22 protein-coding genes are annotated in these 24,969 nt (G+C 71.8%); 3 read left to right on the plus strand and 19 right to left on the minus strand.

Annotation, left to right across the window (positions count from 1 at the left end; genetic code table 11):
• Positions 1-9 precede the first annotated feature (9 nt).
• The 9 genes from ASH01_RS14925 to pdxT all read right to left on the minus strand — a co-directional run bounded on the left by ASH01_RS14925 (position 10) and on the right by pdxT (position 8,275).
• Positions 10-534, minus strand: a complete 525-nt coding sequence (locus ASH01_RS14925) for an adenine phosphoribosyltransferase (protein WP_082619858.1) — start codon at positions 532-534, stop codon at positions 10-12.
• Positions 535-609: 75 nt separating this feature from the next.
• Positions 610-1,764: a protein translocase subunit SecF gene (secF, locus tag ASH01_RS14930; RefSeq protein ID WP_056777207.1), complete on the minus strand. Its 1,155-nt coding sequence runs from the start codon at positions 1,762-1,764 to the stop codon at positions 610-612.
• The gene (secD, locus tag ASH01_RS14935) at positions 1,761-3,671 is read right to left on the minus strand and encodes a protein translocase subunit SecD (RefSeq protein WP_056777210.1); all 1,911 of its coding nucleotides are present in this window, start codon (positions 3,669-3,671) and stop codon (positions 1,761-1,763) included. The genes secF and secD overlap by 4 nt, the downstream gene beginning before the upstream one ends.
• A 7-nt stretch (positions 3,672-3,678) precedes the next feature.
• On the minus strand, positions 3,679-4,041 hold the full coding sequence (gene yajC, locus ASH01_RS14940) for a preprotein translocase subunit YajC (RefSeq protein ID WP_056777213.1): 363 nt from the start codon (positions 4,039-4,041) through the stop codon (positions 3,679-3,681).
• 245 nt (positions 4,042-4,286) lie between these two features.
• Entirely contained in the window at positions 4,287-5,423 is a 1,137-nt protein-coding gene (gene ruvB, locus ASH01_RS14945) for a Holliday junction branch migration DNA helicase RuvB (RefSeq protein WP_056777215.1), read from the minus strand.
• Positions 5,420-6,022 carry a Holliday junction branch migration protein RuvA gene (gene ruvA, locus ASH01_RS14950; protein WP_056777218.1) on the minus strand — a complete coding sequence of 201 codons (603 nt, stop codon included), beginning with the start codon at positions 6,020-6,022 and terminating at the stop codon, positions 5,420-5,422. Before ruvA ends, ruvB begins: the two co-directional genes overlap by 4 nt.
• Positions 6,019-6,675 carry a crossover junction endodeoxyribonuclease RuvC gene (gene ruvC / locus ASH01_RS14955; protein WP_056777220.1) on the minus strand — a complete coding sequence of 219 codons (657 nt, stop codon included), beginning with the start codon at positions 6,673-6,675 and terminating at the stop codon, positions 6,019-6,021. Before ruvC ends, ruvA begins: the two co-directional genes overlap by 4 nt.
• A gap of 146 nt (positions 6,676-6,821) precedes the next feature.
• Positions 6,822-7,583: a YebC/PmpR family DNA-binding transcriptional regulator gene (locus tag ASH01_RS14960; protein WP_056756635.1), complete on the minus strand. Its 762-nt coding sequence runs from the start codon at positions 7,581-7,583 to the stop codon at positions 6,822-6,824.
• Positions 7,580-8,275: a pyridoxal 5'-phosphate synthase glutaminase subunit PdxT gene (pdxT, locus tag ASH01_RS14965; protein ID WP_156415611.1), complete on the minus strand. Its 696-nt coding sequence runs from the start codon at positions 8,273-8,275 to the stop codon at positions 7,580-7,582. The genes ASH01_RS14960 and pdxT overlap by 4 nt, the downstream gene beginning before the upstream one ends.
• A gap of 184 nt (positions 8,276-8,459) precedes the next feature.
• On the opposite strand from pdxT, the gene kynU reads away from it, so the two are divergent.
• The gene (gene kynU, locus ASH01_RS14970) at positions 8,460-9,713 is read left to right on the plus strand and encodes a kynureninase (RefSeq protein ID WP_056777222.1); all 1,254 of its coding nucleotides are present in this window, start codon (positions 8,460-8,462) and stop codon (positions 9,711-9,713) included.
• Between the two features lie 30 nt (positions 9,714-9,743).
• Here kynU and ASH01_RS14975 read toward each other — a convergent pair whose 3' ends face one another.
• The 9 genes from ASH01_RS14975 to thrS form a co-directional block, all read right to left on the minus strand.
• Positions 9,744-10,763: a DUF4037 domain-containing protein gene (locus ASH01_RS14975; protein WP_056777226.1), complete on the minus strand. Its 1,020-nt coding sequence runs from the start codon at positions 10,761-10,763 to the stop codon at positions 9,744-9,746.
• Between the two features lie 222 nt (positions 10,764-10,985).
• On the minus strand, positions 10,986-11,924 hold the full coding sequence (pdxS, locus tag ASH01_RS14980) for a pyridoxal 5'-phosphate synthase lyase subunit PdxS (RefSeq protein WP_056777228.1): 939 nt from the start codon (positions 11,922-11,924) through the stop codon (positions 10,986-10,988).
• Positions 11,925-12,025: 101 nt separating this feature from the next.
• Positions 12,026-12,577 (minus strand): hypothetical protein, encoded by a 552-nt coding sequence (locus ASH01_RS14985; protein WP_056777231.1) that lies wholly within the window; start codon positions 12,575-12,577, stop codon positions 12,026-12,028.
• Entirely contained in the window at positions 12,574-13,746 is a 1,173-nt protein-coding gene (locus ASH01_RS14990; RefSeq protein ID WP_056777233.1) for a glycosyltransferase family 4 protein, read from the minus strand. The genes ASH01_RS14985 and ASH01_RS14990 overlap by 4 nt, the downstream gene beginning before the upstream one ends.
• Entirely contained in the window at positions 13,743-14,762 is a 1,020-nt protein-coding gene (locus tag ASH01_RS14995) for a phosphatidylinositol mannoside acyltransferase (RefSeq protein WP_056777238.1), read from the minus strand. The genes ASH01_RS14990 and ASH01_RS14995 overlap by 4 nt, the downstream gene beginning before the upstream one ends.
• Positions 14,759-15,382: a phosphatidylinositol phosphate synthase gene (pgsA, locus tag ASH01_RS15000; RefSeq protein ID WP_020144318.1), complete on the minus strand. Its 624-nt coding sequence runs from the start codon at positions 15,380-15,382 to the stop codon at positions 14,759-14,761. Before pgsA ends, ASH01_RS14995 begins: the two co-directional genes overlap by 4 nt.
• Positions 15,383-15,475: 93 nt before the next feature.
• Entirely contained in the window at positions 15,476-16,069 is a 594-nt protein-coding gene (locus tag ASH01_RS15005) for an HIT family protein (RefSeq protein WP_056777241.1), read from the minus strand.
• A 466-nt stretch (positions 16,070-16,535) separates the two neighbouring features.
• The gene (locus tag ASH01_RS15010) at positions 16,536-19,820 is read right to left on the minus strand and encodes a GH92 family glycosyl hydrolase (RefSeq protein ID WP_056777812.1); all 3,285 of its coding nucleotides are present in this window, start codon (positions 19,818-19,820) and stop codon (positions 16,536-16,538) included.
• 196 nt (positions 19,821-20,016) lie between these two features.
• The gene (gene thrS / locus ASH01_RS15015) at positions 20,017-22,002 is read right to left on the minus strand and encodes a threonine--tRNA ligase (protein WP_056777244.1); all 1,986 of its coding nucleotides are present in this window, start codon (positions 22,000-22,002) and stop codon (positions 20,017-20,019) included.
• 229 nt (positions 22,003-22,231) lie between these two features.
• Here thrS and ASH01_RS15020 point away from each other — a divergent pair, with 229 nt between their 5' ends.
• Together ASH01_RS15020 and ASH01_RS15025 are read left to right on the plus strand one after the other, a co-directional pair.
• Positions 22,232-23,161 (plus strand): GCN5 family acetyltransferase, encoded by a 930-nt coding sequence (locus tag ASH01_RS15020; protein WP_056777246.1) that lies wholly within the window; start codon positions 22,232-22,234, stop codon positions 23,159-23,161.
• A gap of 99 nt (positions 23,162-23,260) precedes the next feature.
• A complete protein-coding gene (locus tag ASH01_RS15025) occupies positions 23,261-24,082 on the plus strand; it encodes a hypothetical protein (protein WP_056777248.1) in 822 nt (273 codons plus the stop codon).
• Positions 24,083-24,110: 28 nt separating this feature from the next.
• Here the strand turns inward: ASH01_RS15025 and ASH01_RS15030 are convergent, their stop codons facing one another.
• Positions 24,111-24,968, minus strand: a complete 858-nt coding sequence (locus tag ASH01_RS15030) for a MaoC family dehydratase (RefSeq protein WP_056777251.1) — start codon at positions 24,966-24,968, stop codon at positions 24,111-24,113.
• Between the last annotated feature and the right edge of the window lies 1 nt (position 24,969).

A 24,969-nucleotide genomic window follows, 5' to 3' on the forward strand; every position in this document is an offset into this window, starting at 1 on the left:
CCTCTGTGATCAGACGGTGAGGATGGCGTTGACCGGCCGGCCCGCGAGACGGCTGCGTCCCTCGAGGAAGGCCAGCTCGAGCACGACCTCGATCGCGGCGACCGTGGCGCCGGCCCGCTCGACGAGCTGCGCGCACGCCTCGGCGGTGCCGCCCGTGGCGAGCACGTCGTCGAGGACGAGCACGCGCTGGCCGGGCTCGAAGGCGTCGGTGTGCACCTCGATCTCGGCCGTGCCGTACTCGAGCGCGTAGGACTCCTTGAGGGTCTCCCCCGGAAGCTTGCCGGCCTTGCGCACGGGCACCATGCCGAGGCCGAGCTCGTAGGCCACGGCCGCGCCGAGGATGAAGCCGCGGGCCTCGATGCCGACGACGACGTCGACCTGACCGGCATACCGCTGCGCGATGTCGCGGACGAGCTCGCCGAGGGCGGCACCGTCGGCGATGAGCGGGGTGAAGTCCTTGAAGAGGACCCCGGGCTTGGGGAAGTCCGGGATGTCACGCAGCTTGCTCGCGACGAGGTCACTGATCTGGCTCACGCCGTCTCCTGAGGTGGTCGAACAGGCGGTGCACGAACCGCGTGCGGAGGCGGGGCCGCGGATGCGGCCCCGCCGTCAGCGTCGCGACTTCGGCGCGCGCTTGGGCTGGTTGCGCGGTCCGGCCTGGGCGTACTTGTGCACGGGACGCGGTGCGCCCTCGACCGCGGAGTCGGCGCCGTCGTCGGCAGCAGCACCGGTGGCGTCCGCGCCGACGTAGGCCGGCTCACCGCCGAGCTGTGCTGCGGAGGCAGCCTGCTTGGCACCGTGGCGCGCGACGTACTTGTCGAGCTCACGGACGGCGGGCTCGTTGCGACGCAGGTCGACGAGCAGCGGGGTCGCGATGAAGATCGACGAGTAGGCGCCGACCGCGATGCCGATGAAGAGGGCGAGCGACAGGTCGAGCAGCGTGCCCGGGCCGAGCAGCGTGAAGCCGACGAAGAGCACGGCCGCGATCGGCAGCAGCGCGACGACGGTCGTGTTGATCGAGCGGACGAGCGTCTGGTTGACCGCGAGGTTGGCCGCCGCGGAGTACGTCATGCGCTTGGTCCGGAACGCGTCCGCGGTGTTCTCGCGCACCTTGTCGAAGACGACGACGGTGTCGTAGAGCGAGTACCCGAGGATCGTGAGGAACCCGATCATCGACGAGGGCGTGATCTCGAAGCCGAAGAGCGCGTAGATGCCGACGGTGATGACGAGGTCGTGCAGCAGGGCCACGAGACCGGACACGGCCATCTTCCACGTGCGGAAGTAGAGCGCCATGACCGCCGTCACGATGACGAGGAAGACGATGAGTCCCCGGATCGCCTGCTGGCTGACCGACTGCCCCCAGCTCGGACCGATGAGCGACGCGCTGACCGCGCCCTTGTCGACGCCGAACTGCTGGGCGAGTGCGGTGCTGGCCTCGTCGGTGCGGTCGGCCGCAGCCTCGGACTGCACGCGGACGGTGTCCTGGCCGACGATCGTCGTGACGACGTTGCCCTCGATGCCGGCGCTGGCGATGGCGCTCTGGGCCTTCTCCTCGTAGCCCTGGCTGTTGGACACGCCCTGGACGCGGAACTCCGACCCACCGCTGAACTCGATGCCGAAGTTCAGGCCCTTGACGAAGATGCCGACGAGTGCGAGGACGATGAGCACCGCCGAGATGGCGTACCACGTCTTCTGGCGCTTGATGAACTCGATCGAGCGCTTGCCGGTGTAGAGGTCGTTGCCGACCTGGGCGAAGTTGATCATGCCTGGGCCTTCCCATCGGCGACGCGGGCCGAGCCCACGGTGGCGGGCGGGCGCTGAGCGCCGGGTGCCCCGAACTGGCCGCGGCCCCGGTAGCGGACCGCCTCCTTGGCGCCGAGGCGCTCCGGGTCGAGACCCGACCACTTGTGGCCGCCGCCGAAGAACTTCGTGCGGGCCAGCAGCTGCACCGTGGGGTGCGTGAAGAGGATGACGACGAGCAGGTCGATGAGCGTCGTCAGTCCGAGCGTGAACGCGAAGCCTCGGACGTTGCTCGAGGCGAGGAAGTAGAGCACCCCGGCCGCGATGAAGTTGACGCCGTCGGCCGCGATGATCGTGCGCCGGGCGCGCTTCCACCCGGTCTCGACGGCAGCCACGAGCGGGCGACCGTCACGCACCTCGTCGCGGATGCGCTCGAAGTAGACGATGAAGCTGTCGGCCGTGACACCGATGGCCACGATGAGACCCGTCACCCCGGCCATCGTCAGGCGGAAGCCGTGCGTCGTACCGAGGACCGTCACCGCGAGGTAGGTGATGACGGAGGCCACGACGAGCGACGCGACCGTGACGAGGCCGAGCGCGCGGTACTGGAGCAGCGAGTAGATGACGACGAGCAGCAGGCCGATGAAGCCGGCCAGCAGGCCGATGCGCAGCTGCTCCTCACCGAGCTGGGGCGTGATGTTGTCCTGCGTCTGCAGGGCGAAGGAGATCGGGAGGGCACCGAACTTCAGCTGCTCGGCGAGCTGCTTGGCCGAGTCGATGGTGAACGAGCCCGTGATCGAGGCCCGACCGTCGGTGATGACGGCGCGGGCCTGCGGTGCCGTGATGACGGCCTTGTCGAGCACGACTGCGAACTGGTCGAGCGGCGGCTGGGACTGCAGGCCGTAGAGGCGCTTGGTCACGGCCGCGAACTTGGCCTTGCCGGCGTCCTTGAAGGACAGTGCGACCTCGACGATGGAGGTCGGCTGGCCGTTCGGGCCGGGCTGGTAGCCGCTCGTGGCGTCGGCGATCTCGCTGCCGTCGATCTCGCTCGGGCCGAGGACGTACTTGGTGACACGGTCCTCGCCGCACGTGGCGATGGGCTGGGCCGGGTCGTCCTGGATCTTGTCGACCGCCCCGGGAGCCGAGCAGTCGAGCGCGGTGTACTCCTTGGCGACCTTCGTCGCAGCTGCGTCGGCCTTGGCCTTGTCCCAGCCGAGCCCGACGAGGCCGGTGCTCACCTGCGTCTTGATGGCGGCCTCGGTCTGCGCGGCCGTCGGCGCGGGGGCCTCGGTGGCGGCAGGTGCCGGCGTCGTCGCCGTGCCCGACGGCGTGGCCGACGGCGTCGGGGTCACCGGGGTCGTGGCGGCGCGCAGCGCGTCGGGGACGACGCCGTTCTGGGCGGTCGCGGACGTCGAGGGCGTCGCAGTGCCCGTGGCCTTCGGCGTGCCCGTGCCGGTCGCGGTGCCGGAAGGCGTCGCCGTGCCGGTGGACGTCCCGGTCGGCGTGCCGCTCGGGTTGGCCTGGCTGGCGTTGGGGTCGAGCGCCTGCACGTAGACGGCGCGGAAGCGCAGCTGAGAGGGCTTCTTCAGCGCGTCGAGCTGCTCGGCCGTCGGCTGGCCGGGGATCGCCACGACGATGCTGCGGCCGCCCTGCGTCGTGATCTCGGCCTCGGAGACGCCGTTGGCGTCGATGCGCTGGCGGATGATGTCGACCGCGCGGTTGACCTGGCCCTCGCTGATGGTCTCGGTGCCGTTGAGCTGGGGCTGGAGCACGAGCTCCGTGCCGCCCTCGAGGTCGAGCCCGAGGCGAGGGTTCATCGACCCGTCGGCCCACTTCGTCAGGCCGGCGGCGAGACCGCCGAGGGCGAGGATGATGACGACGAGCGCCAGGAGGCTCCGTCTCGCCGACTTCTTGGTGGAGCTGCGTGCCACGAAACCCTCACTGACCGTTCTGGTGGGAACCCGGGTTCGCACCCGGCGCGTCGTCGACGGGGGCGTCGTGGGCGGGCGAACCAGCGGCTGCCGCGTCGGCGGCAGCCACGTCGGCCTGCTTCATCGCCAGGGCTCGCCGGTCGAACCGGACGGTCGTGCCCTCGGCGATCTCGAGCCACGCGCTGCTGTCGTCGAGGTGCTTGATCGTGCCGTAGATGCCCGACGAGGTGACGACCGAGTCTCCGACCTCGAGCGACGAGCTGAAGTTGCGCATCTGCTTCATCCGCTTGTTCTGGGAAAAGAACAGCCAGCCCAGCAGCAGCAGGGGCAGGGCGAAAATCAGCAACGAGAGGGCCCCGTTGTTGTTCATGTCAGCTCAGTCCTTCGTGTCTTCGTCCGGTCAGCGCGCAGGCGCGCCAGGACCCGTTGATCGGGTCGGCTGTCGCGTCAACGACCGGGAGCACCGGATGGTGCCGCGGCAGCGGCGATGGTGCCCGCAGGAGTCTACGTGCGCCGGTGCCGTTTGTCAGACCAAGACGGAACGGTCCCGCAGCGTGCGCGGGTCACGTTTTGGTCGCGCTCGGTGCGGGACGCGCGACCACGCCGGGCCCGGCCTCAGGCGTCGAATCGCGCGCCGCCGGCCTCGTCGATGGGCAGGGTGGCGGTCCAGAGGGCCTGCGAGTCGTGCGGTGGGGTCAGGCCCAGGTGCTCCCAGGCGAGGCTCGAGGCGGCCCGGCCACGGGGGGTGCGGACCATGAAGCCCTCGCGCACGAGGTAGGGCTCGGCGACCGTCTCGACGGTGTCGGGCTCCTCGCCCACGGCGACGGCGAGGGTCGAAAGGCCTACGGGCCCGCCGTTGAAGCGGCGGCAGAGCGCCTCCAGCACGGCTCGGTCGAGGCGGTCCAGGCCGCGCTGGTCGACGTCGAACAGCTCGAGCGCCTGACGCGACGCGGAGTGGGTGACGCGGTCCTCGCCGTGCACCTGGGCCCAGTCGCGGACCCGGCGCAGCAGGCGGTTGGCGATGCGCGGCGTGCCACGCGACCGCAGGGCGATCTCGCGGATGCCGTCCTCGTCGGCGTCGAGGCCGAGCAGGCGTGCCGAACGGTGCAGGATCGTCACGAGGTCGGCCGCGGCGTAGTAGTCGAGGTGACCCGTGAAGCCGAAGCGGTCGCGCAGCGGCGCGGGCAGCAGCCCGGCACGCGTCGTCGCACCGACGACGGTGAAGGGCGGCAGCTCGAGCGGGATGGCCGTCGCGCCGGGACCCTTGCCGATGATGACGTCGACCCGGAAGTCCTCCATCGCGAGGTAGAGCATCTCCTCGGCCGAGCGCGACATCCGGTGGATCTCGTCGAGGAAGAGCACCTCCCCCTCGGCGAGCGACGAGAGCACCGACGCGAGGTCGCCGGCGTGCTGGATCGCGGGCCCGGACGTGATGCGGATCGGCTGCTCGAGCTCGCCGGCGACGATCATCGCCAGGGTGGTCTTGCCGAGGCCGGGCGGGCCGGAGAGCAGCACGTGGTCGGGCGGCGTGCCACGACGCTTGGCGGCCTTGAGGACGAGCCCCAGCTGGTCGCGGACCCGGGTCTGTCCGGGGAAGTCGTCGAGTCGCTTGGGACGCAGCGCGGCCTCGACCTGTCGCTCGTCGGTGTCGCCGGCCGCGTCGACGATGCGCGCCGTCGCGTCGAAGGAGCCGTCGTCCCAGACGTCCGGCTCGGCCCCGGTGTCGAGCTCCCAGGAGCGGTCGACGCTCATCGGCCGAGCTCCTGCAGGGCGGCCCGCAACAGTGCCGACACCCCGGCGCCGTCGGCCGCGAGGGGAGCGATCTTGTCGAGCGCGTCGTCGGCCTGGCGCACGGTCCACCCGAGTCCGACGAGCGCCTCCCGGACCTGCTCGCGCCACGCCTCGCCGGCGTCGAGGTGGACGTGGTCGCTCTGGCCGGCCGAGCCCGGCAGGGCGCCGAGCTTGTCCTTGAGCTCGAGGACCATCCGCTCAGCGCCCTTCTTGCCGATGCCCGGGACCTTGGTCAGCGCGACGAGGTCGCCCGTGCCCAGCGCGACCCGGACGGCGTCGGGCGAGTGGACCGCGAGCACGGCCAGCGCGAGGCGGGGCCCGACCCCCGAGACGGTCTGGACGGTCTCGAAGACGTGCTTCTCGTCGTCGGTGGCGAAGCCGTAGAGCGTCAGCGAGTCCTCGCGCACGACGAGACTGGTGGCGAGCTCGGTGGGCTGGCCCAGGCGCACGGACGTCGCCGTGGCCGGAGTGGTGTGGACGAGCATGCCGACACCGCCGACGCCGACCACGACCGAGTCGAGGCCGACCTTGAGGACGGTGCCGGAGAGCGAGGCGATCATCGGGGCTGGGCTCCAGGGTGGGGTCGGGCGGTCTGGCCGGTGCGGGTGGGCTGGGTGGTCGCGGCGCGCAGCCGCTGCAGCGGTGGGGCGGCTCCCGGTGGGACCCGGCGGGGTATGCCGCTCCCCCGGTTGCCCGTGCGCGCGAGCACCTCGAGCCGCGCTTCCTCGAGCCGGCTCTGCGTGCCTCCGCGCCACACGTGGCAGATCGCGAGGGCGAGCGCGTCGGCGGCGTCGGCGGGCTTGGGCGGGGTGTCGAGCCCGAGGAGCCGGGTCACCATCGTCGTCACCTGCGCCTTGTCGGCGCGTCCGCTGCCGCTGACCGCGGCCTTGACCTCGGTGGGTGTGTGGAGGGTGACGGGCAGGCCGAGCCGCTCGGCCATGATCATGACGATCCCGGTCACCTGAGCGGTGCCCATCACGGTGGAGACGTTGGTGTCGGCGAAGACGCGCTCGATGGCCACGGCCTCGGGACGGTGCCGCGCGAACCACTGCCGCATCTCGTCCTCGACGGCGACGAGGCGCTTCGGGGTCGGGTCGCCGGACGGGGTGCGGATGACCCCGACCTCGACGAGCGACAGCTTGCGCCCCGGGACTCCGTCGACCACGCCGACGCCGCAGCGGGTGAGCCCGGGGTCGACCGCGAGGACGCGCACGGCATACCTCCCTGGGGCGTGGGGCTCTGGACGATCCGAACAGGTGTTCGGGACAACGCTAACGGGCCTCCCCCGAAAGGACGGGAGGCACGCCGGTCTCGGCGTGCCTCCTCGTCGAACCTCGGGCGCACGAGCCCTCGGCGCGGTCAGTCCTCGTCGTCGTCGAGCTGCGCGAGGACGTCGTCGGGGATGTCGCCGTTGGCGAAGACGTTCTGCACGTCGTCGCTGTCCTCGAGGGCCTCGATGACGCGGATCATCTTCTTGGCGCCGTCGAGGTCGAGCGGGACCTGGAGGTTCGGGACGAACGACGCCTCGGCCGACTCGTAGTCGATGCCGGCATCCTGGATCGCCTTGCGGACCGCGACGAAGTCGGTGGCCTCGGAGATGATCTCCCACGTGTCACCGTTGTCGTTGACCTCCTCGGCACCCGCCTCGAGCACCACTTCGAGGATGTCGTCCTCGGAGCCGGCGTCCTTGAGGACGGTCACGACACCCTTGCGGTTGAAGACGTAGGACACCGAGCCCGGGTCGGCGAGCTGGCCGCCGTTGCGGGTCAGCGCGGTGCGCACCTCGGCGGCAGCCCGGTTGCGGTTGTCGGTGAGGCACTCGATGAGCACGGCGACACCGTTGGGGGCATAGCCCTCGTACATGATCGTCTGCCAGTCGGCCGCGCCCGCCTCGGCACCCGAGGCGCGCTTGACGGCGCGGTCGATGTTGTCGTTGGGCACCGACGTCTTCTTGGCCTTCTGGATGGCGTCGTAGAGCGTCGGGTTGCCGGTGGGGTCGGCGCCACCCTGACGGGCCGCGACCTCGATGTTCTTGATGAGCTTGGCGAAGAGCTTGCCGCGCTTGGCGTCCTTGGCCGCCTTCTGGTGCTTCGTGGTGGCCCATTTGGAGTGGCCGCTCATGCAGTGTCCTCGCGTTCCGGTGACTGGCGTGCACCCGACTGCTGGAGTCGGTGCTCTCTGACGATCGAGACGAACTCGGCGTGGATCCGGCGGTCTGCCCCCACCTCGGGGTGGAAGGACGTGGCCATGAGGTTGCCCTGCCGGACCGCGACGATCCTACCGGCGGCCGGGCCCTCGCTGACGCGGGCGAGGACCTCGACGCCCGGACCGGCCTGCTCGACCCATGGGGCGCGGATGAAGACGGCGTGCACCGTGCCGGTCGTCGAGGGGTCGCCCCAGGCGTAGTCGAGGTCCTGCTCGAAGGAGTCGACCTGACGGCCGAAGGCGTTGCGCCGCACCGTGATGTCGAGACCCCCGAGCGTCTGCTGGTCGGGACGCGCGTCGGCGATGCGGTCGGCGAGCATGATCATCCCGGCGCACGAGCCGTAGGCGGGCATGCCCTCGGCGATGCGCCGCAGCAGGGGCTCCCGCAGGTCGAAGGCGCGGACGAGCTTGTCCATGACCGTCGACTCGCCGCCGGGGATGACGAGGCCGTCGATGGCCTCGACCTCGGCGGGACGCCGGACCGTGACGCCCTGCGCGCCGAGCGCGGTGAGGGCCGCGAGGTGCTCGCGGACGTCGCCCTGGACGGCGAGGACGCCGATGCGCGGCACGCCGACGCCTTCGGCGCGACGGTCGGCGCCAGGGTCCACGGCGGGGTCCGCGGCGGGGTCGGCGGTCGTGCCGGGGAACGTGCTGATGGTGCTCACCGGGTCAGCGTAGAGCGCTCGTCGTGACGGACGCGCCACGGGTCGGGCTGCGAGAACCGTCTCGGATGCCAGACGTCCGCGGAGGCGGCCCTGACATCGGCACGATGCCACCGGATACGTTGCGGCCATGACGACGGTGCACACCCACGACGACCTGACCGCCCGCGCCGAGCAGGCCGATGCCGCCTCCCCGCTCCGGGGCACCCGCGACCTGTTCACCCTCCCCGACGACGTCATCTACCTCGACGGCAACTCGCTCGGCGCCCTGCCGAGCGCGGTTCCGGCCGTCATCGACGACGTCATGCACCGCCAGTGGGGCGAGCGCTTGATCCGATCGTGGAACGAGGCCGACTGGTGGGGCGCGCAGACCCGCGTCGGCGACCTCGTCGGCCGTCTCGTCGGTGCTGCTCCCGGGCAGGTGGTCGTGACCGACTCGACGTCGGTCAACCTCTTCAAGGCGGTCATCGGCGCCGGACGGCTGCGGCCCGGCCGCCGCGTCGTCATCACCGACCCCGACTCCTTCCCCACCGACCTCTACATGACCGAGTCCGCGGCCGAGCTGGCCGGCCTCGAGGTGCGCCGGGTCCACCCGCGCGACGCCGTGGCCGCCATCGCCGAGATCGGTGACGCCCTCGCGCTCGCCTCCTACTCGAGCGTCGACTACCGCACGGGCGAGCTCTGGGACCTGCGCGCGATGACCGAGGCCGCCCACGCCGTCGGCGCCCTCGCCTGCTGGGACCTCTGCCACTCGGCCGGCGTGATCGCGGTCGAGCTCGACGAGGGCGGCGCCGACCTCGCGGTCGGGTGCGGCTACAAGTACCTCAACGGCGGCCCCGGCGCCCCCGCCTTCCTCTACGTCGCGACCCGCCACCAGGACGACTTCGACCAGCCCCTCACCGGCTGGCAGGGACACGCCCACCCCTTCGAGATGCGTCCGGACTACGAGCCCGCGCCCGGCATCACCCGGGCCAGGGTCGGGACCCCGCCCCTGCTCTCGGTGCTCGCCCTCGAGGCCGCGCTCACGGCCTACGACGGCCTCTCTCCCGCCGACGTGCGCGCGGCGTCGCTCTCCGTGACCGGCACCTTCATCGACGCCCTCGACGCGCTCGGGATCGACCTCCCGCTGGCGACGCCGCGCGAGCCGGAGCGCCGCGGGTCCCAGGTGTCCCTGCGCCACCCCCAGGCGTTCGCCGTCGTGCAGGCCCTCATCGCCCGTGGTGTCATCGGGGACTTCCGCGAGCCCGACATCATCCGGCTCGGCTTCGCGCCGCTCTACGTCACCCACGTGGACGCGGTGCAGGCCGCGGTCCACGTCGAGGAGGTCCTCGACGGGCGCGAGTTCGAGCGTCCCGAGTTCGCCGAGCGCGGCGCCGTCACCTGACGCACCGCCGGGTCAATGGTGCTGCGCCCGTCATCGCGTGGGCCGGCGTCGACGGGCGTCCGTCAGCACGTCGATGTTGTCGCTCCACTGCTCGGCGGAGCCCACTCCTCGGGGCAGTGCCCGCACGGCCGGGTCGGTGACGCTGGCCTCGAGGACCTCGACCACCGCGCCACGCACGCCGCGGTAGGGCCGGTCCCAGAACGGCTCGACGGGGTCGGCGACGGTGGGCAGCCCGACCTCGCCCTGGGCCACGGCCAGCACCCGCAGCGCCTCGATGAGACCGTCCTCCCGCTGCCGCCAGTCGGGCGATGCCACCGCCCGTTCGAGCGGCTCGAGGGCGACCGCGGACCGGGGCAGCCGGGCGAAGCTCGTGCCGAGCCACTTGGCGTAGGGCGGCCAGCGCCGCTCGAGCAGGTGGCCCAGGTGCATCGCGATCCCGGCCAGCCGCGCCGCGACGACACGCGAGCCGAGGTCGTCGCCGCGCTCCCCCGTCCGGCCGACGAAGGGCAGCTCCTGCCCGAGCCGGACCCAGTCGGTCGCGACGACGTGGCGCCAGACGTCGTCGGGACACCACGCGAGGCGCTGGCGTATGCCGGCCAGCTCGCCCACGTCGTCGACGAAGACCGCTCCGCCGGTGACCTCGAGGACGGCCTGGCCCGTCAGGGAGAGCCAGTCGGCCACCGTCAGGTCGCGGGTGGGGTCGACGCCGAGGCGCGAGACGGCGAGGTCGCGGGCCGTCTCGACCTGCACCCGATGGCGCACAGCCGGGTCCCACGTCGTCGCGAACCGGGTGGGGTGGCCGGCGAACGACGCAGGCAGCTGCTCGGCGAGGTGGTCGTCGACGGCCATGACGACGTCGTCCGGGACGAGGAGGTTGAGCCTCAGGCCCCAGTCGTGGTCGCGCGACATCGCGTCGTCGAGCCCGAGGACGTCGGACCCGCTCCCGAGACGCGCTGCGGCACAAGGCATCCCGGGCCAGTGGTCACGCACGAGGGGCTCGACGACCCGCTCGAAGTAGGTCCGCGACAGGTCCGCTCCGGTGGCGCTCACGCACCCGATCGTGCCAGCCCCGAGCCCCGCAACACACCGTGCAGGTCACAACCCAACGGGATCCGACGCCGGTGGGTTGTGACCTTCTCGGTGTGTTCGGGTCTGCGCGACGCGGGTCAGGGTGGCCCGCGGTGCCGGACCGACCGGGCCCAGGACGGCGTATGCCGCCGCGCCCGGTGGGGCACGGCGGCATACGTCAGCGTGGAGCTGGGAGTGCGGAGGTCACCAACCGCGCTCGGAGAGACGGTGCGGCTGGGGGATCTCGTCGACGTTGATGCCGACCATGGCCTCGCCGAGGCCACGCGAGACCTTGGCGATGACGTCGGGGTCGTCGTGGAAGGTCGTCGCCTTGACGATGGCCTCGGCGCGCTGGGCCGGGTTGCCGGACTTGAAGATGCCCGAGCCGACGAAGACACCCTCGGCGCCGAGCTGCATCATCATCGCGGCGTCGGCAGGCGTCGCGATGCCACCGGCCGTGAAGAGCACGACGGGGAGCTTGCCGGCCTCGGCGACCTCCTTGACGAGCTCGTAGGGAGCCTGGAGCTCCTTCGCCGCGACGTAGAGCTCGTCGGGGCTCATCGAGTGCAGGCGGTTGAGCTCGGCGCGCAGGGTGCGCATGTGCGTCGTCGCGTTGGAGACGTCACCGGTGCCGGCCTCACCCTTGGAGCGGATCATCGCCGCGCCCTCGGTGATGCGGCGCAGCGCCTCGCCGAGGTTGGTCGCACCACAGACGAAGGGCACGGTGAACTGCCACTTGTCGATGTGGTTGGCGTAGTCGGCCGGGGTCAGCACCTCGGACTCGTCGATGTAGTCGACGCCGAGGCTCTGGAGCACCTGCGCCTCGACGAAGTGGCCGATGCGGGCCTTGGCCATGACGGGGATCGAGACGGCCTCGATGATGCCGTCGATCATGTCGGGGTCGCTCATGCGCGACACGCCGCCCTGGGCGCGGATGTCGGCGGGGACCCGCTCGAGGGCCATGACGGCGACGGCGCCGGCGTCCTCGGCGATCTTGGCCTGCTCGGCCGTGACGACGTCCATGATGACGCCGCCCTTGAGCATCTCGGCCATGCCGCGCTTCACGCGCGTCGTGCCGGTGTGGCTCGTGCCGCTCTGCTGGTCAGCCGCGGGCGTGCTGCCCGAGGTCGGGGTGGTGCTCACGATGTCCTGCTTTCCCGTGATCTGGGTTCGGTGTGCCTCAAAGCGTAGGCCCCCGCGAGAGGTGCGGACGACGCGGTCCGCGGTCCTGCGCGTGGGGCCGGTCACACGAGGGCGAGGTGCTCCGGCGAGTCGTCGTTGAACTCGATGGTGTGCGGCATCGGGGTGTAGCCCGCGAGGTGGAACATGCGGATGGTCCACTTGCGCCGCACCCGGCGGACGTCGGTGACGGCGTCGTTGTGGAAGCGCCGCGCCAGCTGCACGCGCGTGCAGGCCGAGGAGAGCCGGGCGAGCACGTCCTGCCCCAGGGCCGTCGAACGCAGCGTGCTGACGGCCTGCGGGGTGAGGGCGAGCTCGAGGGCCTCGGTGAGGTCGTTCTCGGCGAGCTCGCGGGCGTCGCCGTGCTCCGACGGTGCCTCGAGGGACTCCGCCGCGGCGTTGGCCAGGATGAGCGCGGTCGCACCGTCGAGGAGCCCGCTGTTGGCCAGCTCGACGGCCGCCTCGGCCCGGCGGACCAGCCGGGCGTCGAGGGCGGCGAGGGTGCCGCTGAGGCGGACGTGGAGCCGGTCGAGGCGGGCCGCCGTGTAGGAGAGGTACCAGGCGATGACGACGAGGACGAAGAGGATCGCGAAGACCCACGAGAGGACCTCGCTCACCGCGCACCCCCGCGCAGGAAGCGGTTCCAGCGTCCCTGCGGCTCGAGGTGCGCGGCCGCGACGCCCTCGATGACGGTCTCGTAGACGGCGAGGATCTCGTCGGCGACGACCGACCAGTCGAAGAGCCGGGCCCGGTGCTGGCCGGCGGCGGCGAGCTCGGCACGACGCTCGGGTCGTCGGAGCAGGTCGACGAGCGTGCGCGCGAGGTCGTCGGGCTGCTCGTTGGCGAACATCGCGCCGGCCGTGCCGCCGTCGAGCACGCGGGAGAACGCCGAGAGGTCGCTGGCGAGGACGCAGGCGCCGGCACTCATCGCCTCGATGAGGATGATGCCGAAGCTCTCTCCCCCGGTGTTGGGCGCGACGTAGACGTCGACCGACGCGAGCAGCGACGCCTTGTCGTCGTCGGAGACGGAGCCGAGGAACTCGCACGCGGCGACGACCTCGGGGGGCCAGCCCTCGGTGACCTCCTCGGGGTCACCGGGCCCGGCGACGAGGACGCGGAGTCCCGGGACCGAGCGGAGGATCTCGGGCAGGGCAGCCGCGAGCACCGGGAGTCCCTTGCGCGGCTCCCCCATTCGGCCGAGGAAGGCGATCGTCGGCGATGCGGGCGTGCCCATCCACGCCGAGCGCCGCGGGGCGCTCGCGAACCGGTCGACGTAGACGCCGTTGGGGATGACGACCGCATCGCCGCCGACGTGGGTCGTGACCGTCCGGCGGGCGTCCTCGCTCACGGCGATGCGGCCGGCGATCTTCTCGAGGCTCGGTCGGATGATCGGGTAGGCCGTCTGCATCGTCCGCGACCGCAGCATCGAGGTGTGGAAGGTCGCGACGATGGGTCCCTCGGCCGCCATGAGTGCGAGCACGCTGACACTGGGGGTGACCGGCTCGTGGAGGTGGAGCACGTCGAACTGGCCGGCGTCGAGCCACTTGCCGACCTTGGACGCCGTGACGGGGCCGAAGTTGAGACGGGCGACGGAGCCGTTGTAGCGCACGGCGGTGGCCCGGCCGGCCGACGTGACGTAGTCGGGCAGCTCGGTCTCGCTGTCGGCCGGCGCGAGCACCGACACGTCGTGCCCCTGGCCGATGAGGTGCTCGGCGAGGTCGCGCACGTGGAACTGCACCCCGCCCGGGACGTCGAACGAGTACGGGCAGACGATCCCGATCCTCACGTCGTGCGTCCCGTCGTCGGCTGCGCCGGCTGCGCGGAGGTCATCGCGGAGGTCTGCGCGGCGGCGTCCGAGGACGCCGCAGGGGCGTCGAGGTCGTCGACGAAGACCCGCTGGAGCATGTGCCAGCTCGACGTGTGCTCGCGGATCGCGACGGCGACGTGGTCGGCGCACTGCTGGATGAGGTCGGCCGCCTTGACCGCCGTCGTGCCCTCGACACGGGGCACGAGGCGGTTGCTGAACTCGATGACCGTGCGGTGGCCGCCGAGGCCGGAGCCAGCGGGAGCGGGTTCGTACCAGATCCGGGCCGCGAAGAGCGGTGCACCGGTCATGAGCGACAGGACGGCCGGCCCCTTGGCCATCCGCGCGCGGTGGCCGAGGAGGTCGACCTCGACACCGCCGTTGGTGAGGTCGCGGTCGGCAGCCAGGGCGATGAGCCTCCCGCCGCTCCGTGTCGCGTCGAGGAGCCCGTGAAAGGGGTCGTCCCCGCCGGTGAGCGGGATGATGTCCATGTCGATGCTGCGCCGGAACGCGACGAACTCCTGAAAGACCTCTTCGGGCCTGAGCCGCTCGGCGACGGTCGTCACCGGCATGAGGCTGCCGGCGGACCAGGCCGCGGCGAGGTCGAAGTTGCCGAGGTGGCCGACGAAGACGACCCCGGCGTCGCCGCGCGCGCACAGCTCGCGGATCTCGGCGTCGCCACGGACGACGACCGCCCCGTCGATCTGGGCCCGGGTCAGGGACGGGAGCCGGAACGCCTCGCAGTAGTAGCGCATGTAGGAGCGCATCCCCTGACGCACCAGGGAGTCGAGGTCGGCGTCGGACAGCTCGGGCCGCACCCGACGGTAGTTCGACCGCAGCCGGTCGATGCCCTTCCCACCGCGCCGGACGGAGATGGCGGCCACCCGGTCGAAGAGGGCGTATGCCGCGCGCTCCGGGAGGGCGCGGACGACGGACCACCCGAGCTTGAAGCCGAGCACGCTGACGGTGTCGGTGGCGCGGCGTGCGAGGTCGCTCACGCGCCCACCTCGCCGGAGGCGAGGGCCTGGCGACGCACCGTCAGCATCCGCTGGAGGACGGTGACGAGGCTGGCGACGGCGAGCAGGCCCAGGACGACGCCGAGCAGGATCGTCGAGTTGAAGAGGTCGGCGAAGAAGGCCGCGACGAGAACGGCGACGAGCCGGTCGGCGCGTTCGGCGATCCCGACGTTGGCCGTGTAGCCGAGGCCCTCTGCCCGCGCCTTGGCGTAGGACACGACGCTGCCGAGGATGAGGCAGCTGAGCGCGAGGCCGGCCATGAGCTGGTTGTTGCCCTTGCCGGCGTAGAAGAGCACGAGGCCGCCGAAGATCGCGGCGTCGCCGATGCGGTCGAGCGTGGAGTCGAGGTAGGCGCCCCACTTGCTCGAGCGGCCGGACTCGCGGGCCATGATGCCGTCGACGTTGTCGGAGAAGACGAACGCGGTGATGACGAGCACGCCGACCCAGATCTCACCGCGGGGGAAGAACGCCAGTGCCCCGGCGCAGACCCCGAGGGTGCCGACGACCGTCACGACGTCGGGACTGATCCCGAGGCGGAGGAACAGGTGGGCGATCGGACCGAGGATCTTGGTCAGCGACGCGCGCAGGAGTCTGTTGAGCATGGTGGTGACAGCGTACTGACCGGTCGGGCGTGCTCGGGCCCGGCGCACGCACCGTGGCGCGTCCGTGACCTGCGGGCCCGCGCCCGGTGGTCCTCAGTCGGTCGGCCAGGCATCGACGAGGCGCGCGCGGGTGTCCTCGAGCAGGACGGGCAGCGCCTTGGTCTGGCCGACGATGGGCAGGAAGTTCGAGTCGCCGCTCCAGCGCGGCACGACGTGCTGGTGCAGGTGGGCCGCGACCCCGGCGCCGGCCACGGCTCCCTGGTTCATGCCGAGGTTGTAGCCGTGCGGCTCGGAGGCTGCCTGCAGGGCACGCACGGCCTGCTTGGTCAGCGCCGTGAACTCGGCCGTCTCGTCGTCGGTCAGGTCGACGTAGAGGGAGACGTGACGGTAGGGGCAGACGAGGACGTGGCCCGGGTTGTAGGGGAAGAGGTTCATCACCACGTAGCAGTGCTCGCCGCGGTGGACGATGAGGCCCTCCGCGTCCGTCTTGCCCGGAGCGGCGCAGAACGGGCAGCCGTGCCCGGCCTCCGCGGTGGGTCGGTCCCCGAGGATGTACGCCATCCGGTGCGGGGTCCAGAGCCGCTCGAAGCCGTCCTCGACGTGGGCGAAGGCGGTCGCCGGCTCGAGAGTGGGCTCGGGGGCGGGGCTCCCACCCGTGGGCGTCGGGCCACTCCCCTGCGTCGTCATGGTGACTGATCCTAGGACGACGCCCGCGACGCGCGACGACCCGCCTGCCGCGTGTCGATTTCCCCATCGGCCCGAGCTTCGGTTCAATGGAGTCGGCCCTGCGGTGTGTGAGACCGCAGGGCCTTCGTCGTACCCGGGACCTCGACAGGACCCGGACAGGGAACAGCCCTGCGGGTGTGAGAGCCGCAGGGCCGGGATCCTCGGACGCGCAGGTCTCGACGGACTCGTCGGTCGACCGGTGCGACGGAAGGTGAAGGCCCGGGAAGTATGAGTTCCCGGGCCTTCTGTTCGTCCTCGCCGAAGCGATTCGGAAACCGATCCGCCGAAGCGGTTCGGTTCCTCATTTGTAACCCCGCGGACGTCGGCGCGCAAGCCCTTGTCGGCAGTTTCTTCACCGCGACCCGGAGGGGGCGGCGTGTCGCCCTGACACGCCGCCCCCTCGCCCGCGGGAGGGCCTTCAGACCCGTCAGCGGAGCGTCAGGGCGTACACCTCGAAGCGGTCGTCGGCGGGCAGGGTGACGGCCTGGAGCTGCCGGGCGGGGTCGACGGCGACCGCCGTGCCGAAGATCTGGACCGGAGGTCCGTCGACACCCGCACCGCCCTTGATCCGATGGTCCATGGCGACCGCCACCGTGTTGCCGTTGTGCCCGCTGCCCGCGGCCCAGTCGGTCAGGGCGACCGGGACGGACTGGACGCTGCCGTCCGTGTAGGTCAGGCGCAGGGCCGTCCCCACGTCGCCGTTGTGCGTCGACCCGACGAGATGGATCGTGGAGCGGCTGCCGGCCTGCACGAGCAGCGTCTGACCGCGTCCCTCGACGAAGTTCGGCGTCGTACCGGAGGTGACCGGAGCGGCATACGTGGTCCCGTCGTGCACCCACGGGCCCGGGGTTGGCAGCAGGGCGGCGTCGTAGCTCCAGCCGCTGCCGTCGAAGTTGCCCTCGCTCGGTGCGGCGACGGTCGCCGTGCCGTCGTGGTTGCGGGCCGGCGCCAGGTCCACGGCGCATCCCGGTGCGCCGCCGACGCAGTCGAGGGCCTCGCGGACCTGAACGGGCACGGTGCGCGTCACGGGATCGACACCGGGTGCCGTGGCGGTGACGACCACCTCGTGGTCCCCCACCCCCAGGCCGGCGGGGAGGCGCAGGGTCACCGGCACCGTCGCGCTCGCGGGGACGCCGTCGCTGTGCAGCACGGCGGCGCCCTCGTCGCCGGAACCCACGTCGGCCGTCCAGCCTGCGGGGGCCGTCACGGACACGTCGACGGGCAGGCTCTTGGGGGCCTGGCCCACGAGGTCGACGGTGAGGCGGGCCTCACGCGCCCCGGTCGGCACGACCACGGGGTTCGGACGAGCGGCCATCGAGAGCGACAGGCGCGGGTCGCGTCCGGCCTGCACGGCCGACGGCGGCACGTCGGCCGGCGTCGTGCCCCACCGGCTCGGGGTCGTGCCCACCGTGTGCGCGATGGACCCACCGTGTCGGATGGCGTCCCAGCCGACCCAGCTCTTCGTGCTCTTCGTCCCGCCGACCGTGAGGCTCTGGACGTAGCGCCGGTCGTCGGAGACACCGGGTGCGGTGATCGTCAGGTGACCGCCCTGTCCGGTGCGCACCGACGGCGGTGAGGCGACGGCGACGTCGACGCGCTCGAACTGGGGCGAGCTGACGACGAAGACGTTCGAACCGCTCATCGTCGGGTAGAGCCCCCAGGACGAGAAGACGTACCACGCCGACATCGTGCCGAGGTCGTCGTTGCCGGTCATGCCGTCGGGGCCGTCGGTGAAGAGGGTGAAGGCCGCCCGCGCCACCGTCGCGATCTTGGCGGGCTGCTGGACCCAGGCGTAGACGTACGGCGCGAGCAGGTCGGGCTCGTTGTTCGGGTTGTAGGTGGGCTTGCTGTAGTAGGCGTAGGTCGCCTCGATCCAGTCGGTGCGTGCGGTGCCGGCCGGGTCGGTGAGCAGCTTCGGGTAGGCGAAGAAGTCGTCGAGGCGCTTCTCGGTCGCCGCCCGACCACCCATGAGGCGGGTCAGGCCGGCCGGGTCCTGCGGGACGAGCCACTGGTACTGGTACGAGCCGCCCTCGTGGAAGGCGTGGGACGCCTCGACGGGGTCGTACGGGTCGAGCCACGTCCCGTCGGCCAGGCGTGGGCGGAACGTCTGCGTCCCGGCGTCCCAGAGGTTGCGGTACCAGCCGCTGCGCTCGGTGAGCATCGCCGCGTCGGCGGTGTGGCCCAGTCCCTTGGCCATCAGCGCGAGTGACGCGTCGGCGGCGGAGTACTCCATCGTCGCCGAGGCTGGGTGGGCGCAGTCGTTGTCCCCGCCGTGCGACACGCAGTCGGTGCCCACGTCCAGACCGAACGGGATGTAGCCGAGCTTCTCGTACCAGTGCTGCCCGGCGCGGCCGTTGTACTGGCTGTCCGCCGGCGGGCGCTCGGTCGCGTTCTGCTTGAGCAGCGCGTACGCCTCCGCCTCGTGGCCGGCGAGGAAGCCCTTGCTCCAGCCCTCGACGAGGAACGGGGTGACGGGGTCGCCGGTCATGATGTTGGTCTCGCTGTTGACGAGCGCCCAACGGGGCAGCCACCCGCCCTCGCGACCGATGGCGAGCACGGACAGGTACGAGTCGCGGGCCACGTCGGGCGCCAGGACCTCGAGCAGCTGGTTCTGCGGGCGGTAGGTGTCCCACAGCGAGAAGTTCTGACGCGGCGTGTAGCCCTGCGCCACGTGGTTCTTCCCGTCCCAGCCGTGGTAGCGACCGTCGACGTCGGACGCGAGGTTCGGGTGCATGAGCGAGTGGTAGAGCGCTGTGTAGTAGGCGGTGCGGCGCTCGCTCGTGCCGCCGGTCACGCGCGCCTTGTCGAGCTCGGACTCCCACCGCTGCCCGAGCGCGGCTCGGGTGGCGTCGAAGTCGAACGAGTCACCGGTCTCGCTGGTCAGGTTGGTCCGCGCGCCCTCGGGGCCGGTGTAGCTGAGGGCGACCTTCATCGTCACCGACGTCGTGCCGGTCGGGAAGGTGACCGCGGCGCCGTTGCCGCCGTCCTTCGTCGAGGCGTCCCGGGCGCCCGACGTCAGCGTCGACCCGCTCCACGTGCCGAACGAGCTGAACGGGCGGTCGAACTCGGCACGGAACCACACGGTGTGCTCGTCCTTGCCCGCGCAGAAGTTGCCGTCGTGGATCCGGCCCTCGACGACCCGGTCACCGACGACGTGCACCTCGGAGTCGAAGACTCGCATGTTGGCCTTGCCGGTGTTGAGCAGGACGTTCGGCTGCTTGTCGGCCGGGAACGTGTAGCGCTGCCAGCCGGTGCGGTCGGTGGCGGTCAGCTCGGCCTGGACTCCGTGGGTCGCCAGACCGACGCGGTAGTAGCCGGGCTCGGCCTCCTCGTCGGCGTGGCTGTAGGTGGACCGGTAGCGGTCCGGGTCCACGCTCGTCACGGAGCCAGTCGTCGGCATCACCGGCAGCTCGCCGACCACCGGGCATCCGACGCCCGACAGGTGGGTCTGGCTGAAGCCGTAGATCGAGCCCTGGGAGTGGTCGTAGCCCCCCTCTCCCCCGGTGTCGGGACTCACCTGCACCATCCCGAACGGGGCGCTGGCCCCAGGGAAAGTGTTGCCGTTGTCCTGGGTGCCGATGAACGGGTTGACAGCGTCGACGAGCCGCTCGGCCGGAGCGGCCGCCGCCGGTGGCGCCCCGGAGGGCAGGACGGGGCCGAGGACGGCGGCGGCGAGGACGGCGGTGCCGAGCGAGCGGAGCACGGTGTGCATGGAGGTTCCTTCACGGGCGACGACGATGTCCTGCCCGAGACTCGTGACGACCGGCGCGACGGTCAACCGGTGGCCGGTGTCCTGTCCGATGGACGTGCGACATCGGACAGAAGCGGACGTATGCCGCCGGGCCGGGGCCCGGTGAGGGGCACCCGGCCCGACGGCATACGTCCGTGGCTCCGGTCGGGGACGGCGCTCAGACCTGCGCGCGGCTCTCGATCGCGGCGAGGATCTCGCTGATGGCGTCGTCGACCGGCACGCCGTTCTTCTGCGAGCCGTCGCGGTAGCGGAACGAGACGGCGCCGGCGGCGCGGTCGTCCTCGCCCGCGATGAGCGTGAAGGGCACCTTCGACTTGCTCGCGTTGCGGATCTTCTTCGGGAAGCGGTCGTCGCTCGCGTCGAGCTCGACGCGGACTCCCTTGCGCTTCAGGCGGTCGAGGACCTCGCCGAGGTAGTCGGCGTAGTCCTCGGCGACCGGCACGCCGAGGGCCTGGACCGGTGCGAGCCAGACCGGGAAGGCGCCGGCGTAGTGCTCGACGAGGACCCCGAGGAAGCGCTCGATCGAGCCGAACTTCGCCGAGTGGATCATGACCGGCTGCTGGCGCGACCCGTCGGCGGCCTGGTACTCGAGGCCGAAGCGCTCGGGCTGGTTGAAGTCGTACTGGATCGTCGACATCTGCCAGGTGCGGCCGATGGCGTCGCGCGCCTGCACCGAGATCTTCGGACCGTAGAAGGCCGCGCCGCCCGGGTCGGGCACGAGCTCGAGACCGGAGGCGGTGGCGACCTCCTCGAGAACCTTGGTCGCCGCCTCCCACTGCTCGTCGGAGCCGATGAACTTCGAGGACTTCTCGCCCTCGGTGTCGCGGGTCGACAGCTCGAGGTAGAAGTCGTCGAGGCCGAAGTCTCCCAGCAGGCCGAGCACGAAGTCGAGCAGGTGCTTGATCTCGGCCGGCGCCTGCTCGGCGGTGACGTAGCTGTGCGAGTCGTCCTGCGTCATGCCACGCACCCGGGTCAGGCCGTGCACGACGCCGGACTTCTCGTAGCGGTAGACGCCGCCGAACTCGAAGAGGCGCAGCGGCAGCTCGCGGTAGGAACGGCCCCGCGACTGGTAGATGAGGTTGTGCATGGGGCAGCTCATCGCCTTGAGCTGGTACTTCGCGCCCTCGAGCTCCATCGGCGGGAACATCGTGTCGGCGTAGTACGGCAGGTGCCCGGAGGTGTGGAAGAGCGCCTCCTTGCTGATGTGCGGCGTGCCGACGTAGGAGAAGCCCTCCTCGATGTGCCGGCGCCGGACGTAGTCCTCCATCTCACGCTTGATGACGCCGCCCTTGGGGTGGAAGACCACGAGGCCCGAGCCGAGCTCGTCGGGGAAGCTGAAGAGATCCATCTCGGCGCCGATGCGACGGTGGTCGCGGCGCTCGGCCTCGGCGAGGCGGTCGAGGTAGTCCTTGAGCTCGTCCTTGGTCGGCCACGCGGTGCCGTAGACGCGCTGGAGCTGCGGGTTCTTCTCCGAGCCGCGCCAGTAGGCAGCCGCCGAGCGCATCAGCTTGAAGGCGTTGCCGATGAGCTTGGTGCTCGGGATGTGCGGGCCGCGGCACAGGTCACCCCACGCGCGGGTGCCGTCACGTCGGACGTTGTCGTAGATCGTCAGCTCGCCTGCTCCGACCTCGACCCCGGCGCCCTCGGCCGCCTCGTCGGCGTTGCCGCCCTTGAGTCCGACGAGCTCGCACTTGTAGGGCTCGTCCTTGAGCTCCTCGAGCGCGTCGGCGTCGGTGACGACGCGGCGCTCGAAGGTCTGCCCCTCGTTGATGATCTTCTGCATGGCCTTCTCGAGGGCCTTGAGGTCATCGGGGTGGAACGGGGTCTCGACGTCGAAGTCGTAGTAGAAGCCGTCACGGATGGGCGGGCCGATGCCGAGCTTGGCGTCGGCGTGGAGCGACTGGACGGCCTGGGCGAGCACGTGGGCCGTCGAGTGGCGCAGGACGGCCAGGCCGTCCTCGCTGTCGACCGTGACGGGCTCGACGACGTCGCCGTCGGCGAGGGCGTGGAAGAGGTCGCGCAGCTGACCGTTGACGCGCGCGACGACGACGGCGCGGTCACCCTCGAAGAGCTCACCCGCCGTCGTCTGCTCCGCTACCGCTCGCTCGCTTCCGGCGACGGTGACGGTGATCTGTGCAGACACGGTTGGTGCTCCTCGTTCGAACGGGACCCGCCGGCGGGCGGCGGGTCGTGGGGGCTGCCGCTGCAGGCGGCTCGTGCAAGCGTATCGAGGCGTCGCGGGACCGGGCGACACGGTTTGGTCGTGGGACCACTCGGCTGGCCCGAACTGGCCTCGCGGGACGGCTCCCGAGCGGATACTGGTGAGCCGGGCGGCCGTCTCGGAGCGCGCCCCGGCACAGGAGGGGACGCCCGTGGAGCAGACGACCGACAGCCCGTCACCACCGGCCGAGGCGGCCGAGCCGGCCGAGCCACCCGTGCCGCCGGTGCCCGGGTGGGAGTCGCTCGGGCTCGACCGGGCGGCGGCGCTCGCCCTCGCCGAGACGGCCGAGGCGGAGTTCATGATCGCGCTGCACGACGGCGCACCCGCCGAGGCGAAGGCCGCGCTGGGCATGCGGTCCGAACGCCTCGCCGGTGGCGTGGCCGTCGTCACGGCCAACGACCCCACGGGCGGCTACTGGAACAAGGCCCTCGGCTTCGGCGTCACCGAGCCGGTCACGGACTCGCTCGTGGCGCACCTCGTCGACCTCTACGCGTCCGCCGGCGCCCCGGCCCTCTGCCTCCAGGTCGCGCCTGCCGCTCTCCCGGCCGACTGGGACGACATCTGCGTGCGCCACGGCATCGTGGGTGGGTCCGTCTGGGCCAAGCTGCTCCGCCCGGCGGCCGCGCCGACGACCCCGTCGACGACCGACCTCCGGGTGGGCACGATCGGCCCCGAGGACGCCGAGACGTACGCCCGCGTCTTCGCCGGCGGCTTCGGGATGCCGCCCGAGCCGCACCTGCTCTCGATGTTCGCCGCCGCCGGGGGCGGCGGACCGGGGTTCACCGCCTACGGCGCCTGGGACGGGGCTGAGCTCGTGGCCGCCGCGAACCTGCACGTCGCGGGACCCGCGGCTGCCTTCTGCGGGGCGGCGACGCTTCCCGAGGCGCGCGGCCGTGGTGCCCAGTCGGCCTTCATGAAGCTGCGGGTCGAGGCGGCTCGCGCGGCCGGCTGCACGTGGATGAGCGCGGAGACGTGGCAGGAGCTCGAGGGAGCCCACAACCCGTCGCTCCACAACATGCTGCGCTCTGGCTTCGTCGAGGTCTACGACCGCCGCAACTGGGTCTGGCGGCCGGGGGCCTAGATGACCACGTCCATCACCGTGACGCTGGCGTCGCCCGCTGCCCACTAGGACGTCATCGAGCTCGTCGGCGCTCGGCTGCAGCACCTGACGAGGGCCGAGGTGGCCTGGCCGTTCGAGTCGCCCGAGGTGTTCACCCATCTCGTCGTGGCCGTCGCGAGGGACGACGACGAGCACCTGCTCGGTGTGGGCCTGTCGCTCCGGCCCACGTTCGCACCGCCGGACAGGTCGATGCTCCGGGTCGTCGTCCCCCGTGACCACGAGGGCCACGGTGTGGGAAGCGCCCTGCGCCGGTTCCTGCTCCCCCACGTCCCGGACACGACCCGACGGCTCGGCGGAGGGGTCTACGACGACGAGCCGAGGTCGCTCGAGATCGTCCGCCACTGGGGTTTCGGCGTCGAGGAGCACGCCATCGACTCGGCCCTCGACCTCGTCGAGCACCCGCCCGAGGCCCCCGTCGTGCCGGCAGGGGTCGACCTCGAGGAGGTCCCTGACCTCGAGTTCGACGACGAGGGCGCGGTCGAGGCCATGCTCCGGGCGAGCCAGACCAACCCCGAGGCGGCGGTCGGCTTCGTCATGACGCTCGAGAAGTTCCGCACGATGACGACGAACGGCGACATCCCGATCTGCGTCGTCGCGCGCGTCGACGGTACCCCCGCCGGGATCTCCTACGGGACGGTCAGCGCAGGCGAGCTCTTCATCGCCTACAGCGGCATCGACCCCACGTTCCGGGGCCGCGGCCTCATGCGCCTCGTCAAGCAGCAGGCGCACGTGGCCGCGACCGGGGCAGGCGCGACGAAGGCCCGGACGAACAACGAGGAGCACAACGCCGGGATCCGCCGGATCAACGCCGAGCTGGGCTACGTCGTGCAGAGCGGGGTGTACCGGCTCGTCCAGGACCTCGCCGCCGACGCCTCACGCTGAGCGGCGCCGTGAGCAGCGCCGTCGCCGGTCACCAGGTGTTCTCGACGACGGCGTGCTCGATCTCGCCCTTGGCGTGCTCGAGGACCGCGAGCGTGCGCGACGCCTCGAACGCCGTGCGCAGTCGCACCGACGACGGCAGCCGCACCGGCTTGCGGAACCACACGTGGCTCGTGAGCCCGGCCTCCGGCAGTCGCGGTCCGAGTGCGGCGAGCACCCTGGCGTAGGAGTACATCCCGTGGGCGATGGCGCTCGGGAAACCGAGCGGCTTGGCCGTCAGCGCGTGCACGTGGATGGGGTTCCAGTCACCCGACACGGCGGCATACGCACGTCCCGTGCCCTCGCCCAAGCGCCACAGCGGCCCCGTCGTGACGGCAGCGAGCGGGTCGGTCGACGGTGGTTCGGACGGCTCGGCGTCGGGGTGCTCGGCCCCGCGTGAGAGGTAGGTGCTCACACCGCGCCACACGACCTCGCCCCGCACCCCGACCTCGGACACGAGGTCGACCTGCCGGCCGCGTCGGTGAGGTCGGAGGTCCTGCGCCCAGACCGAGACGTCCAGCGGCTCGTCGAGCTGGACGGGGCGCAGCGCCTCGATGCGGTTCTCGACGTGGACGGCACCGAGCAGCGGGAGGGGGAAGCGGTCGCCGCTCATGACCGCCATGTGGAGCGGGAACGCGACGAGGTGCGGGTAGGTGGGCGGCAACGTGCCGGACACCGGGAAACGGCACACGTGGGCGTAGGCGACGAGGTCGTCGACGTCGACGCGTATGCCGGCCCGTGACCAGCGGACGTCGGGCAGCGTGTCGCTCGCGTTGCCCCTGCGGAGCGCGGCCGTGGCGTAGATGCGGCGCAGGTCGGGCGCCGCGTCGAGGGTGATCTCCTTGGTCATG

Source organism: Terrabacter sp. Soil811 (assembly GCF_001429655.1).
In the GTDB taxonomy this organism is placed as follows: domain Bacteria; phylum Actinomycetota; class Actinomycetes; order Actinomycetales; family Dermatophilaceae; genus Terrabacter.

What these genes read in the sequence shown, in the direction of transcription:
- secF (WP_056777207.1), bottom strand. Translation starts at nt 1,764, where the DNA reads ATGATCAACTTCGCCCAGGTCGGCAACGACCTCTACACCGGCAAGCGC.
- yajC (WP_056777213.1), bottom strand. Translation starts at nt 4,041, where the DNA reads ATGAACAACAACGGGGCCCTCTCGTTGCTGATTTTCGCCCTGCCCCTG.
- ruvB (WP_056777215.1), bottom strand. Translation starts at nt 5,423, where the DNA reads ATGAGCGTCGACCGCTCCTGGGAGCTCGACACCGGGGCCGAGCCGGAC.
- ruvA (WP_056777218.1), bottom strand. Translation starts at nt 6,022, where the DNA reads ATGATCGCCTCGCTCTCCGGCACCGTCCTCAAGGTCGGCCTCGACTCG.
- ASH01_RS14960 (WP_056756635.1), bottom strand. Translation starts at nt 7,583, where the DNA reads ATGAGCGGCCACTCCAAATGGGCCACCACGAAGCACCAGAAGGCGGCC.
- kynU (WP_056777222.1), top strand. Translation starts at nt 8,460, where the DNA reads ATGACGACGGTGCACACCCACGACGACCTGACCGCCCGCGCCGAGCAG.
- pgsA (WP_020144318.1), bottom strand. Translation starts at nt 15,382, where the DNA reads ATGCTCAACAGACTCCTGCGCGCGTCGCTGACCAAGATCCTCGGTCCG.
- ASH01_RS15005 (WP_056777241.1), bottom strand. Translation starts at nt 16,069, where the DNA reads ATGACGACGCAGGGGAGTGGCCCGACGCCCACGGGTGGGAGCCCCGCC.
- ASH01_RS15010 (WP_056777812.1), bottom strand. Translation starts at nt 19,820, where the DNA reads ATGCACACCGTGCTCCGCTCGCTCGGCACCGCCGTCCTCGCCGCCGCC.
- ASH01_RS15030 (WP_056777251.1), bottom strand. Translation starts at nt 24,968, where the DNA reads ATGACCAAGGAGATCACCCTCGACGCGGCGCCCGACCTGCGCCGCATC.